General features: G+C 39.9%; 14 protein-coding genes and 1 riboswitch. Of the genes, 12 read left to right on the top strand and 2 right to left on the bottom strand.

Features of this window, described 5'->3' with window-relative positions; translation table 11 throughout:
- The first annotated feature begins 189 nt into the window (after positions 1–189).
- Both H9631_RS22590 and H9631_RS10415 read left to right on the top strand, forming a co-directional pair.
- On the top strand, positions 190–312 hold the full coding sequence (locus H9631_RS22590) for a hypothetical protein (RefSeq protein ID WP_263600711.1): 123 nt from the start codon (positions 190–192) through the stop codon (positions 310–312).
- 114 nt (positions 313–426) lie between these two features.
- Positions 427–549: a small acid-soluble spore protein P gene (locus H9631_RS10415; RefSeq protein ID WP_191812508.1), complete on the top strand. Its 123-nt coding sequence runs from the start codon at positions 427–429 to the stop codon at positions 547–549.
- A 497-nt stretch (positions 550–1,046) separates the two neighbouring features.
- On the opposite strand, the gene H9631_RS10410 is transcribed toward H9631_RS10415, so the two are convergent.
- Positions 1,047–1,859 (bottom strand): arylamine N-acetyltransferase family protein, encoded by an 813-nt coding sequence (locus H9631_RS10410; protein ID WP_191812506.1) that lies wholly within the window; start codon positions 1,857–1,859, stop codon positions 1,047–1,049.
- A gap of 265 nt (positions 1,860–2,124) precedes the next feature.
- Here H9631_RS10410 and ectA point away from each other — a divergent pair, with 265 nt between their 5' ends.
- From ectA to H9631_RS10380, 6 genes are all read left to right on the top strand, one after another.
- Positions 2,125–2,652, top strand: a complete 528-nt coding sequence (ectA, locus tag H9631_RS10405; RefSeq protein ID WP_191812516.1) for a diaminobutyrate acetyltransferase — start codon at positions 2,125–2,127, stop codon at positions 2,650–2,652.
- 28 nt (positions 2,653–2,680) lie between these two features.
- Complete coding sequence (ectB, locus tag H9631_RS10400) at positions 2,681–3,961, top strand: diaminobutyrate--2-oxoglutarate transaminase (RefSeq protein ID WP_191812504.1); 1,281 nt, start codon at positions 2,681–2,683, stop codon at positions 3,959–3,961.
- A 16-nt stretch (positions 3,962–3,977) separates the two neighbouring features.
- Entirely contained in the window at positions 3,978–4,364 is a 387-nt protein-coding gene (locus tag H9631_RS10395) for an ectoine synthase (RefSeq protein ID WP_191812502.1), read from the top strand.
- A 134-nt stretch (positions 4,365–4,498) separates the two neighbouring features.
- A complete protein-coding gene (locus H9631_RS10390; protein WP_191812499.1) occupies positions 4,499–5,527 on the top strand; it encodes a LytTR family transcriptional regulator DNA-binding domain-containing protein in 1,029 nt (342 codons plus the stop codon).
- Between the two features lie 275 nt (positions 5,528–5,802).
- On the top strand, positions 5,803–6,651 hold the full coding sequence (locus H9631_RS10385; RefSeq protein WP_191812497.1) for an ABC transporter ATP-binding protein: 849 nt from the start codon (positions 5,803–5,805) through the stop codon (positions 6,649–6,651).
- A complete protein-coding gene (locus H9631_RS10380) occupies positions 6,648–7,355 on the top strand; it encodes an ABC transporter permease (protein WP_191812495.1) in 708 nt (235 codons plus the stop codon). The genes H9631_RS10385 and H9631_RS10380 overlap by 4 nt, the downstream gene beginning before the upstream one ends.
- Positions 7,356–7,512: 157 nt before the next feature.
- On the opposite strand, the gene H9631_RS10375 is transcribed toward H9631_RS10380, so the two are convergent.
- Positions 7,513–8,787 carry an ArgE/DapE family deacylase gene (locus H9631_RS10375; protein WP_191812493.1) on the bottom strand — a complete coding sequence of 425 codons (1,275 nt, stop codon included), beginning with the start codon at positions 8,785–8,787 and terminating at the stop codon, positions 7,513–7,515.
- Positions 8,788–9,067: 280 nt separating this feature from the next.
- Here H9631_RS10375 and H9631_RS10370 point away from each other — a divergent pair, with 280 nt between their 5' ends.
- The 4 genes from H9631_RS10370 to H9631_RS10355 all read left to right on the top strand — a co-directional run bounded on the left by H9631_RS10370 (position 9,068) and on the right by H9631_RS10355 (position 13,333).
- Positions 9,068–9,859 (top strand): hypothetical protein, encoded by a 792-nt coding sequence (locus H9631_RS10370; RefSeq protein WP_191812491.1) that lies wholly within the window; start codon positions 9,068–9,070, stop codon positions 9,857–9,859.
- Between the two features lie 57 nt (positions 9,860–9,916).
- A riboswitch (SAM riboswitch) is annotated at positions 9,917–10,034 on the top strand.
- 198 nt (positions 10,035–10,232) lie between these two features.
- Entirely contained in the window at positions 10,233–11,069 is an 837-nt protein-coding gene (locus H9631_RS10365) for a MetQ/NlpA family ABC transporter substrate-binding protein (RefSeq protein ID WP_191812490.1), read from the top strand.
- Between the two features lie 580 nt (positions 11,070–11,649).
- On the top strand, positions 11,650–12,687 hold the full coding sequence (locus tag H9631_RS10360; RefSeq protein ID WP_191812488.1) for a methionine ABC transporter ATP-binding protein: 1,038 nt from the start codon (positions 11,650–11,652) through the stop codon (positions 12,685–12,687).
- Positions 12,662–13,333, top strand: a complete 672-nt coding sequence (locus tag H9631_RS10355; protein ID WP_191812486.1) for a methionine ABC transporter permease — start codon at positions 12,662–12,664, stop codon at positions 13,331–13,333. Before H9631_RS10360 ends, H9631_RS10355 begins: the two co-directional genes overlap by 26 nt.
- Positions 13,334–13,391: the final 58 nt, after the last annotated feature.

Here is a 13,391-nt window from a genome sequence, read left to right as displayed (position 1 = left end):
TGCATAAGGTAAGAATCAGTTTTCATTCTAGACGGTGGCGACGAGAAACGTCGCCCGATTGTTTCCTCTGAAAATCTTTGGCATCCGCCGGAGGCTTTAACTTTATTCAGCCGGGGTTTGAACACCCACTGAATGGAATACCAATAGGCATTCATCTCACCACTTACAGAAGTGGGAGACTTCTGCTGAATGAAGTTAAAACTAGCAATAACATTTGAAAGCGCTTTGTATAACAGTCTACGTGAACTAGTTGTGAGGTTCAAACAGCATATAATTGATTTAATTACGGTTATGCGGGCTCTCGTTGCATGAGGCTGATTTAGCACATGAGATACTCAACATTCATAGAATATGCTCCCATTTCCTAGTAGATATCCCAGATTAAAAACAGCCTAAGCAGACATACTAATGAATGGAGGTGTCACAATGGGAAAAGAATCAAAAGAAAAGAAACAGGAAACAAACCAGCCCAAACCATTAAGCGGCTCTCATAAAGTAAAAAACAGAAACCATTCGAGACAAAACAAAAATCCCGGACATGGAATGTAAAAAGGCGGGGGCCCGATTCGATGAGGGTAGCTCCTCATCCGGATAACATCTCGTACGTTATGTGAGAAAAGCGACAGGCGCGAGACAAATTTCGAAAAGGCGGTTCTCCAGCCATCATAGCAAAGCTACTCATTTCAATTCATCGTAAAAAGCTTCCTTAAGTCGCTTCATGCAGCTTTGCAACGAGGGATATATATGCTTTCTTGAATAGGCTGTGCCGCCAAGGGCATATCTTCCTGAACCAACTTTCGTGTGACTTGATCCTGGCACCGCCGGCAAAAATACTTCCTGTATGTCGTAACTGAATAAAGTTAAAGCTGCCTTTGATTAAAATCTTTCATCATTCACTAAAAGCCACGCTCGTCCAAAAAGATCGTGGCTCTCTTTTTATCAGTCACCCTAGAGATTAATAATATTTGATTATTTCAAAAATATTAGAGTGTTCACCTCCTCGTTTCAGGAGAATCAACGAAAAACTCTTATACAACAATTCGAATTTATTTCGAGTTTTGAAAACCTTTTCTCTGTACATATTGAACAGCCGCTTGGTAAATTGGCTCATTAAAGTTGCTTTTAATATTTTTCAGCATCTCTTGATCCGTGCTAAACAAAATTCTTTGGTCTTCTCCTTCAATTCTCTTTATTTGAAGACGCTCTTCATTCACGGAAAGCGTTGCCTTCGGCAGTAGTCGAGCTATCAATAATTCCCGATTAAATGCAGATTTTGAACTCGTATGAATTTCTTTTTTTATTCGGTCCAAATCATCCCATTCAGCCTTCTCAGGAAAAAAAGCATAACGTGTATTCCATCCTTTATTTATTTTCGTCTGAAGTACAATAGTGCCTTTTTCAGTTTCACTTGTTCGAAGTCGAAAGCTCCCGGCCGGCGAAGTCACAGATGGCCCGTCCAATTCTACAGGCTGAAGCGGCAGGTTACTCCCAAATCCGCTGTCAATTAAGTAAAGCTTTCCTTCCTTCCAGAAAAGATTCATTACATGGGTACGATCCGTTGCCCAGCCAGTTTCAGCTGCAACAGTGGCAGATGTCAAATATACATTAAAGCCAAGTTCTTTTAAAAGAAGATGCTGCAGCGCATTCAATTCATAGCATAACCCCCCACGCCCCTTTAACAGCATTTTTTCTTCAATGAATTCAGGCGTAATGGAGTCCTCCACTTTTAACAGAACATCCAGATTTTCGAATACAAACCGGTCAGCCAAAAACTCTTGAACTTGCTTTATACGATGCAAATCATCTTCAGCTGAAAAATAATCCTTTTCTTTTAAAAGCTTAGCTATTCCACCACTCAATACGCTTCTCTCCTTTCCATTTTAACTCATCATACTATTCCTAAGACTTTATGGGGAGAGAATTGTTTCTGCATTTGAAATCAATTCTGATTGGGGACTATATCAGACCATATGGAAGGAATTTGCAGGAAACCGGTCATTATTTCCAGCAGTCCGTGACTCATTACAAATAAATCGTTTACAACATGCCTGGCTGGCTTTGATTTTACATAATGCTCCCGATATGATTATATACATCTTGCGAAAGTGAGGAGGTGAACAAACAATCGGTAAGGTAAAAGAAAAACCTTCTGTCAGGGATAGGAAAGCAGCCACGATTTACTTTCGGGAACCTACTGCCGATGATGGCAGTGAGATATTTGAGCTTGTCAAAAAGTCAAAGGTTCTCGATGTTAATTCATCTTACAGTTATTTAATGTGGGGCAAATATTTTAATAAAACATCCATCGTAGCAGTGGTCGACCGTAAAATTGTTGGCTTCATATCCGGATTTCTCCAGCCAACCGCGCCAGACACATTGTTTATATGGCAGGTCGTTGTTGACCAGTCCCAAAGAGGTAAAGGATTGGCTACAACATTATTGCTGAAACTAATTAAAAGGCTTGAAAATACAAACATCCGTTTCTTGGAGGCTACTGTCACTCCTACAAACAAGCCCTCCAATAACCTGTTTAAAGGACTGGCAAACAAACTAGAAACTGAGTATACGAAGTATGAATGCTTCAGCGAAGATCAATTTCCAGATCCTTCCCATGAAGCAGAAATTGCATATCGAATTGGGCCATTGAAATAAAAAAATTTCTGGAGGTATGTGTAGATTTATGTCGACTATTACTGACAAGCCCGCTATTGCCATGGATGTTTTTGAACTATTTGAATCGAAAGTCCGAAGCTACAGCCGAAGCTTTCCCACCGTCTTTAAAAAAGCTAAGAACTACAAATTATGGGATATCAATGATAAGGAATATATCGACTTTTTTGCTGGTGCAGGTGCCCTCAACTATGGACATAATAATAAAAAAATGAAAAAGCTCCTTATTCATTATCTTGAAGAGGACGCCATCACACACAGCCTGGATATGGCTACGGTTGCTCGGGGAGAATTTCTTCAAAAATTTAATGAGATCATTTTAAAACCGAGAAACCTAGATTATAAAATAATGTTTCCTGGCCCAACAGGGACCAATACCGTAGAGAGCGCATTAAAAATTGCAAGAAAAGTTACTGGCCGGAATACAGTCATCAGTTTTACAAACGGATTCCACGGGATGACTATCGGTTCCCTGTCTGTGACAGGAAATGCGTCGAAAAGAAACGGAGCTGGCATACCACTAAACAATACTGTTTTCATGCCATTCGACAATTATGTGGATAACACTAGCTCTATCGACTATATTAAAGCCTTTTTGAAAAATAGCAGCAGCGGTGTCGACCTTCCAGCAGCCATAATTTTAGAGACTGTACAAGGCGAAGGCGGAATCAATGCTGCAAGCTATGAATGGCTGAGAAGTATAGCGAAAATATGCAGAGAATTCGATATATTGTTGATCATTGATGATGTGCAAGCAGGCTGCGGCAGAACTGGAACTTTCTTTAGTTTCGAACCTGCGGAAATCACTCCAGACATCGTCTGCCTGTCGAAATCTATAAGCGGCTATGGTCTGCCCATGGCTTTGACCCTTATCAAAAGTGACTACGATATTTGGGAGCCTGGCGAACATAACGGAACTTTCCGCGGAAACAATCTGGCTTTTATCGCGGCCACAGAAGCATTGAAATACTGGGAAACAAACAAATTCTCTCAAGAAATAGCCCAAAAAGCGGAAATGGTCACCTCATTCCTAGACTACATCATCCATGAATACCCTAAACTGAATGCTGAAAAAAGAGGACGTGGCCTGATGCAAGGGGCAGCATGTGAAAATGCGGAAATTTCGGAACTTATATGCCAAGAGGCGTTTAAAAGAGGATTGCTTATGGAAACTTCAGGACCTGTAGGAGAGGTATTCAAGTTTCTGCCTCCTCTAATCATTGACCAGGAAGGACTCGAAAAAGGCTTTCATATCGTAGAGGACAGTATTAAAGCTGCTCTAAATAATTAAAACAGGGTGATAGAGAATGATTGTTAGAACATTGGAAGAAATAATTGGAACAGATAATGAAGTTAAGGCTGATAACTGGGTAAGTCGCCGCCTGCTGTTAAAAGATGACAACATGGGCTTCTCCTATCATGACACAATTATATACGCTGGAACGGAAACACATATTTGGTATAAAAACCACCTGGAAGCCGTCTATTGTGTCGGTGGCGAAGGTGAAATTGAAACCATTTCAGACGGAAAAGTATATCCGATCAAAGATGGAACAATGTATGCTCTTGATAAAAATGATGAGCATTATTTAAGAGCAACAAAAGACATGAGAATGATCTGCGTGTTCAATCCACCGCTTACTGGAAGAGAAACTCATGATAAGGATGGAGTATATCCTTTAGTAGAAGATTAATAGAAAAGTGACAGCGCCGTTTATCGATATCAAATTTCCACATCTTTTACAGTCCAAGCTGAATCTATCGGCTTGGGCTGTTTCTTTTTTTGATATAATGCGATGTATATAGTTTGAAGAAATGAGGATTTGTAATGAAATTACAATTTATGGATGCTGAAAAAAGAGTGAATGATACAATCATCTTTCCTTCCTTTAACTTGTTAGTCACTCCAGGTCAAGTCACTGCCCTCTATTCCAGCGTGAATGTAAGAGAACAGATAATCAATCTGCTGCTTGGCAAAACGGTGCTTTCTCATGGAGAAATCCACATTGATCAACATCCTTTGAAGCATCCCTCCAAGGATATCGGTTTTTTATTTTTAAATGTGGCATTGTATGAACGTCTTTCAATTGAAGAAATGCTCCATTTTATAAAAAATTTATATGCATCGAATCAAAACATTGACCAAGCAATAAAAGCAGTTCATCTTGACCATAAAAGGAAATTAAAGATTGATAAATTATCATATTCAGAGAGCAGAAGAGTTCAGTTTGCCTGCCTCCTCTTGCAAAACCCTGCCATTTATATTTTGGAAGAGCCCGATCAAAACCTGGATTTGGAATCAAAACAAATATTTCTTTCTCTCCTTCAAAAGCTCCGACACTTAGGCAAAGCAGTCCTGATTCTAACTGGCAATATGGAAAATGCAGTTACGGCTGCAGACGAGGTGTATAAACTTGACGGTAGCGGATTATCCCCCATTCAAATCGAAAGCGATGACTCCAAAACCTCTGAGTACCACCTTGAAGAGGAACAACAAACGGATATGGAGCAGCCCGTTCAGTTCAAAAAAATCCCAACGAAAGTCAAAGATAAAATCGTTCTCTTCAATCCCCCTGAGATTGATTATATAGAAAGTAGGGAAGGACAATCCTTTATACATATAAAAGGCGAAGCATTCCCAAACGACTTTACTCTTCAGGAATTGGAAAATCGATTATTACCTTTTGGCTTTTTTCGTTGTCATCGTTCCTATATCGTCAACCTGCAAAAAGTTCGTGAAGTGATTACTTGGACAAGGAACAGCTATAGCCTTGTTTTGGAGGACACCAACAAAACAAGCATTCCCCTTTCGAAGTCAAAAATGGCTGTATTGAAAGAAATGCTCGGACTCAAATAATGTAGAAATACTTATTATTTCTCGGGAAATATGTCGATTCACTTTTCTATTGAACTGTCATTTTAGCTTCATCCAGCAGCAGTGTCCTACTTCTGTAAGTAGGGAAATGAATGCATATTCTTCAGCTAAACTCACAAAGGAGAAAAATTTTAACATCCTTTTTGCTCCACTCACCTCATTTATAACTCCTTTCATCCGTTTTTTAATGCTTGGTGCAATATTTCCTTGTAACCTGAATATAGCAAACGGATGAAATTACGTTTTGAGGTGAAAATATGGAAAATATTATCGAAGTAAAGAATCTGGTTAAAACTTTCTCAGATCAACCTGCTCTTGAAGGTGTCGATTTTCAAGTAAGAAAGGGAGAAATTTTCGGCTTTTTAGGTCCAAGTGGATCGGGAAAAACTACAACCATTAAAATTTTGACAGGACAAATGAATTCTACCAGTGGGTCGGCGACAGTGTTCGGCCAACCTGTCTCTAAATTGAAGCTATCAGACTATCGAAAACGATTTGGTGTATTGACTGACAACAGCGGTTTGTATGATAGATTATCAATCAACGATAATTTACAGCTTTATTGTGATTTATATGATGTTAACCGTTCAAGAATTGAAGAAGCTCTTGCAACTGTTAATCTGACACAGGATCAAAAGAAAATAGTTTCTACATTATCCAAAGGAATGAAACAACGTGTTATTTTGGCACGTGCGCTTCTTCATGAACCAGAACTTCTTTTTCTGGATGAACCAACTTCAGCCTTGGACCCTACAAATACACTTCATATATATGAGGGCTTGCGAGCGCTAAATGCCAAGGGAACAACTATATTTTTAACCACTCATGATATGTATGAAGCCGATACCCTTTGTGATCGCGTTGCATTTTTAAATAAAGGGAAAATTCAGTTACTTGATACACCTGATAGCTTAAAAAGGAAATATGCTAATGGAACAATAACAGTAGAGATGTCAAATGAGCAGAAGATCATTGTTCCGATAGGTGCAGAAGGTGCACAACAACTATATGAATTAATGAAAACAGAGAAAGTGGCAAGGATTCATTCAAACGAACCCACTTTGGGAGATATTTTCATACAAGTGACAGGGAGGAAATTGGCATGACCTTTTCATGGAGGCGTGTAAACGCAATTTTAAAAAAGGACTACAAGGATTTTTCTCGGAATTATGCTGTATCCATCGTTATATTTTTGCCACCGATCCTTGCAGCACTTTATGGTCGCATGGGTATTGACTCAATTGAAGTACATTATATGATTTTCAATATGGCATTTGCAATGGTTGGAGCCTTTGTTCAATGCTGTCTGATTGCTGAAGAAAAAGAGAAAAATACATTAAGAGGATTAATGTTGTCACCAGCAACCACCGCAGAGATTTTAAGCGGAAAAAGCTTATTATCTTTCTTTTCAACCATTTTAGTGATCACATTAAGTGCTTTCTTTGTAGATTATTATCCAAAGAGCATTGGAATTATAGCAGTCGCATTTATACTATCGACTCTTTTTTATCTTGGCTTAGGGACATTATTAGGTCTGTATGCAAAATCAGTTATGGAAGCTTCCGTCCTGATACTTCCATTCATCGTCATTTTTTCAGCAGGAACATTTGTCACTTCATTGGCGAAAACCTATCCGATATTAAAAGTGGCTAAATACCTTCCGAACACCCAACTCTTAGAAGTTGCGACAAAAGTGGAGAACAACGCTGGTTTTGCAGATGTCATTTTAAACTTAGGGATTATCTTTGTTTGGATTATCATAATCTCCGCTTTGGCTGTGATCGTCTTTCGCAAGCGGATGGTAGACTAAATAATGAGGGGGACTTTATGATGAAACAATTGCGAAGTTTTGTAGTAGCTGTGGCCCTTGGAGCCACAGTGGTCTTCGTCCTTAAAACATTTCTTATTTAAGCCGGCTCCTTCCCCTTTAAATAGCCCCTGACAAAAAAGTCAGGGGCTATGCTACATCAATCTTCTTCCACGCCGCACCAATCAATGATGTGAGCAGCGAATACTTTGGCTGTGTCGATGACACTGTCAATTTCAACATACTCGTCTGGACCATGCATATTGGAGCATCTTGGGCCAAAAACAAGTCCAGGTTTATCAAAATATGGAGTAAAACGGGCATCGTTTCCGGCAGCTCTTCCGCCAATTTCAACTTCTCTATCCAATACACCTTCGGCAGTCTTTTTAAAGGCTTGTACATAAGGGGCTTCCGGATCCTGATTCCAGGCCTCTGTCGTCCAGCCGTACCACTCTATTTCCGGAGGATGCTGTTCAAGCCATTCATCGCCCTTTATCGCATCCTGTACCGTCTTTTCAATTAGTTCTTTAATTCCGGCACGTGTTTCAGACGGAATAAAGCCGATCCTGCACTCAAGCACTGCTTCACCAGGAACATTAGATACCCAGTCTCCTCCAACCAGCGTTCCAAGGTTCATGTGGACAGATTGCCCTGAGCCTTTATGGAAAAGCTCAAAATAGACCTCTTTCGCCCTCTTTTCCGAGAGCTGTTCAAGAGCATTGTAGACCTTATACATTTTGCTGATGGCATTCACTCCTAAATGTGCCATGCCCGCATGAGCTGTTTTTCCAACCACTTTCACCCGAAAATACAACACACCCGCATGAGCCACGGTCAGTCTTAAAGAGTGAGGCTCAGTCGCGATGAAACCGTCAGTCAAAAAGCCGGCCTCCAAACACGAAAGTGTTCCACCTGCGCCTCCTGCTTCTTCCTCTAACACGCTCTGCAGCAGAACTTTGCCTTTTGGCTTGATGCCTATGTCTAATAACGCTTTCAAAGCGAACCAATTAGCCATAAGCCCAGCTTTCATATCACCTGAACCGCGCCCATACAATTTATTCCCTTCGATTTCGCCGCCCCATGGATCTTTCGTCCAGTTTTCGACTGGTTCTGGTGAAACAACATCCATATGACCATTTAATGTTAATGAAGGAGCATCTTCATTACCTTCCCAAACCCCAATAATGTTTTTTCTGCCTTCGAATGGAAGTCCAGAGCTGCAGAATGCTGGATGGTCTTGAACCTTTTCATATTCAGGTTGAACCTCGACAACCTTCAAACCGATTTCTTCATACTTTTTCTTCATATATTCTGCCATGGCATTTTCATCGCCAATGACGCTCGGAATTTGAACCGCTTTGACAATGGCCTCGATGAGTTCATCTTTGTTTTCTTCAATGTAGTCTTGAACTTTCTTCTTAGTATCAGTTATCAATTTGGTACTCCTTCCTACAATGATGTATATAAAAATAAAATCAAATTAAATATATCCATATACATTATAAATCAAAATACAAAAATTAGTTAGGAATTTTTCTGTATGCCAACCGGTCGGTTCAGTAAAAACCACTGACTTATAAGCAATTTCAAAAAAGGAAACAAATCATTTTTAGTCAAAAACGGTTATTTTGAGTCATTTTTGACTGGAAATTGGCTCCAAAACTTATAATTGGGTAAAATCATTTTTATATAGTCGAAACGTGGTGCACATATATATGGTAAATATCAAATTGTTTAATGATTATTTTCTCGCTTCACATATCGCTGTTCCCTTGCTAACCGTCAATAACCAAGACACTCATGATATCATCCGGATGTTTTTTGAAACATATAATTTTAATGTTGTCGGCTTCAAAGAAGAGAATAAAGTAATTGGCTATTTGGATCGTGAACAATATGATTACAACTCAAATACCATTGAAGAAAGCCTTATTAGCATCAATACTAGTGACATAGTCGCTGCAAATACTCCGTTAGTCGATATATTCGCATTGATGGAGGGTAAAGAGCGTCTTTTTTTAATGTCGGATTCTACAATTGACTTACTTATCACGAAGGCTGATTTGCAAAAACCGCCTGTCCGAATGTTACTCTTCGGCTTGGTAACCCTTTTGGAAAGCGAAATGGCAGATGTTATTCGAGTACATCATCCGTCAGGAGAGTGGAAAAACCTATTAACAGAAGGACGCGTAAAGAAGATAGAGGCCCTTTATGAGAAGCGCAAAGAAAAAAATATAGAGATAGACTCAATAGATTGCACGCAATTTGCGGACAAGAAAACAGTAGTCTTGGAAGATACTTCTCTAAGAGAAAATTTATTTACATCCTCCAAAAAATCAGCAGAGAAATGGATGCGGAAAGTGGAGCTGCTACGAGATGACCTTGCACATGCACAGTCATTGACCAATTGGTTTGAAACAGAAAATACCGTTTTGTTGGTTATTGAAATCCAGAAAATGATCCATAAATTAGGACTGCAAAAGTTCGAAAAAATTATTTCGAAATAGCATTGACAATTCTTAAGTATGGGTATATTATCATTGATAACAATTTCATTTGGAAATCTCTTATTAAGAGCGGTGGAGGGACTGGCCCTGAGAAACCCGGCAACCATTCTTGTTTATACTAAACAGGAACAGGTGCTAAATCCTGCAAAATACGTTGTATTTTGAAAAATAAGAGAGTGCGTGAATGCTTTCGTGTCTATCCATGCCTCTCTATGCGAGAGGCATTTTTTTAATTCACAGAGATTTCCACTCGAAACACTGAAGGGAGGAGCATGGAAGCACGAAAGATCATATGAATTGGAATCAAAAATGTTTTCGGATTGAAATAAACTTGATTAAAGAGATTAGTATACAATGAAAAGAGGAAATCAATATGAAAAAGTGGTTATTATCCAGTTTACTGATATTGGCAATCGCCGCTCTTGCAGCCTGCGGCGGAGGCAATAAAGAAGAAGCTAGCGGAGACAAAAAAGCGGAAGGCCTTCTCAGCGACGGAAAGCTGACCATAGGGGTTACAGCCGGGCCGCATGAGCAAATCCTGGAAAAGGTAAAAGAGCTTGCAGCGGAAAAAGATTTGGACATTGACGTTAAAGTTTTCACTGACTATCCAATTGTCAACGAAGCCTTGGCACAAAAAGAATTAGATCTGAACGTTTTCCAACATGTTCCTTATTTAGACCAATTTAAAAAAGACCGCGATTTAGACCTTGTTGATGTTGGAAATGCTGTAAACTTCCCAATGGGAATCTATTCTTCAAAAGTAAAAGATGTAAAAGAGTTGGAAAAAGGTGCTAAAATCGGTTTGCCTAACGACCCAACAAATGGTGCACGTGCCCTTATTTTGTTTGAACAAGCAGGCTTGATTAAATTGAAAGACGGCGTCGGCGTTTCTGCCACCGTCAAAGATATCGACGAAAACAAAAATGACTATGAATTTATCGAACTTGAAGCAGCACAAATTCCAGTTCAATTGGACGAGCTTGATGCTGCTGCGATCAATACAAACTTTGCCATTGAAAAAGGCTTCACACCATCTGAAGATTCAATTTTTATCGAACCTAAAGATTCCCCATGGGTGAATGTTGTAGCTGTAAGAACAGAAGATAAAGATGATGAAGCAATCAAGAAATTTCTAGATGTGTATCAGTCTGATGAAGTGAAAGAATTCATTGATGAAACATTCAAAGGTTCAGTAATTCCAGGGTGGTAATTAGAAAAGCGGAAGCGCCTTGATCAGCCCCGACAAGCACAGGTCGATTCCCGAGGAGGCAGTACTTCAGCCACCACAGGGAAGCGGCTTGTGACCTCGAGGGGCTAGGCGCTGAAGCTGGACATGTGAAATGTGAAAGCGCCTGTTTATCGACGTACAGACTGGAGTGCCTTCGACGAGATAAAGGAAACACGCGGAACGAAGTGGAGCGATGTTGACTTATCGTAGGAGGAGGTGCGAAGTCTGCTAGGCGATAGGCGCTGGAACTGGACATTAGAAAAGCGGAAGCGACTGTTTAGCGTCGTACAGACTGGAGTGCCTTCGACTTATGATTCCAAAGGCTAGACGTTTTAGCTAGACATAGAGCGACTCCTGACGTGATAATAGAGAAGGAAGCTTGATGGATCGCTAAAGCCCAGGGTGGGAAAGTATCCTTTTATACCTGCCTAAAAGTGTCACGGATGATGCTGTATCATAGCAACACCGCCTTTTTATAAGGCTTTGGGATTACACTAGAATCAAGACTATCCATCAGATGATACTTTTTTTCGTTGATTTTAATGAAAGGAGCAAGACCAAAATGATTGAACTAGTGGGGATCTCAAAGACTTTTAACGGTAAACAGGGAGCTATTCATGCATTGAAAGATGTATCCCTCTCCGTAAAAAAAGGTGAAATATATGGCGTAATCGGTTATAGCGGCGCTGGAAAAAGTACACTGATCCGTTGTGTGAATTTGTTAGAAAAGCCTGATATAGGATCAGTTTTTGTAAAAGATGTTGATCTGACAAAGCTATCAACAAGTAATCTCCGCAAAGCACGCGGTGATATCGGAATGATTTTCCAAGGCTTTAATCTTTTAAAAACAGCTACCGTGTATGATAACATCGCCCTACCATTGAAGCTTACCGGCCTAAGCAAAAAAGAAGTGGCAGAGCGCGTTGAAAAATACTTAAAAATCGTCGGCTTGGATCAAAAGCACAAAGCCTACCCCTCTGAATTGTCTGGGGGACAGAAACAGAGGGTAGCTATTGCAAGAGCCCTTTCCCACGAACCAGAAATTCTTTTAAGTGATGAAGCGACAAGTGCCCTTGATCCTGATACAACAGAATCCATTCTGGATTTGTTGCTAAAAATCAACAAAGAACTCAGAATCACTATTTTATTGATTACACATGAAATGAATGTCATTCAGCGAATTTGTGACCATGTTGCAGTGATGGAAAACGGAGAAGTGATTGAAGAAGGAAAGACAAAAGATATTTTCACAGCTCCGAAACATGCAACAACAAAGAAATTTGTTAATAGCCTGTTTTCCCATAAGATTCCTGCTGATATCCTTGTAAACTTAAATAAAACCGGCCAGGTTGCCACTCTCTCCTTCTTTGGAGAGTCATCTGGAGAACCTGCGCTTGCTCTGGTAAGCAAAAAATTCGACATTTATCCAAACATCTTATCAGGGAATATTACTCAACTGAAAAACGAAGCGTTCGGACAACTTATGGTCCACTTTAAAGGGGATCCCGATGAAATTAAAAAGGCCATTCAGTTTTTGGAAAATGATCAAGTGAGAGTGGAAGGTGTGAAGATCAGTGACGCAGATACAAGAGTTTCTTGATAATTGGGGAGAAGATATTTGGGTAGCCATCATTCAAACCTTCCAAATGACTGGAATCTCGCTTGGAATTGCGATTTTGATTGGCCTTCCTTTGGGAATCCTCCTGGTCTTGACAAGACCAGGTAAAGCGTTAAGCAATAAATTTGTTTTCGGACTTTTGAATATCATTATTAACATCATCAGGTCCGTCCCATTTATTATTTTATTATTTTTCATCCTTCCTTTTACGAAGTTTTTAGTTGGCACTTCAATCGGTGTAAAAGGTGTGATCGTTCCACTAGTCATTTACACAGCACCATATATCGCCAGATTAATGGAAACTGCCTTGCTAGAGGTTGACCGAGGTGTGATCGAAGCATATGAAGCGATGGGAATCAAAACGCGGCATATCATCTGGCACGTACTTGTGAGAGAGTCTCGCTCTTCTATAGTTCTTGGCCTAACAATTGCGACAATCTCCCTGATTGGTGCAACAGCAATGGCAGGACTTGTCGGTGGAGGCGGACTTGGTGACCTGGCATATCGATACGGACACCTTCGTTACGAAGTCGATGTCATGTATGTAACAGTTATTCTTTTAATCATTCTTGTACAAGGATTGCAGTCTTTAGGCAACCGATTGGCTGCTTCCATGAAAAAGGACTAAAAAAGGAAAGCACCTGTATTATCTCTATATGCTATTATGTTTCATTGAAAATAGATCA

Source organism: Bacillus norwichensis (genome assembly GCF_014836955.1).
In the GTDB taxonomy this organism is placed as follows: domain Bacteria; phylum Bacillota; class Bacilli; order Bacillales; family Bacillaceae_C; genus Siminovitchia; species Siminovitchia norwichensis.
Note: the sequence above shows the minus strand (reverse complement) of the source record. Positions and strands in the feature narration are given on the sequence as shown.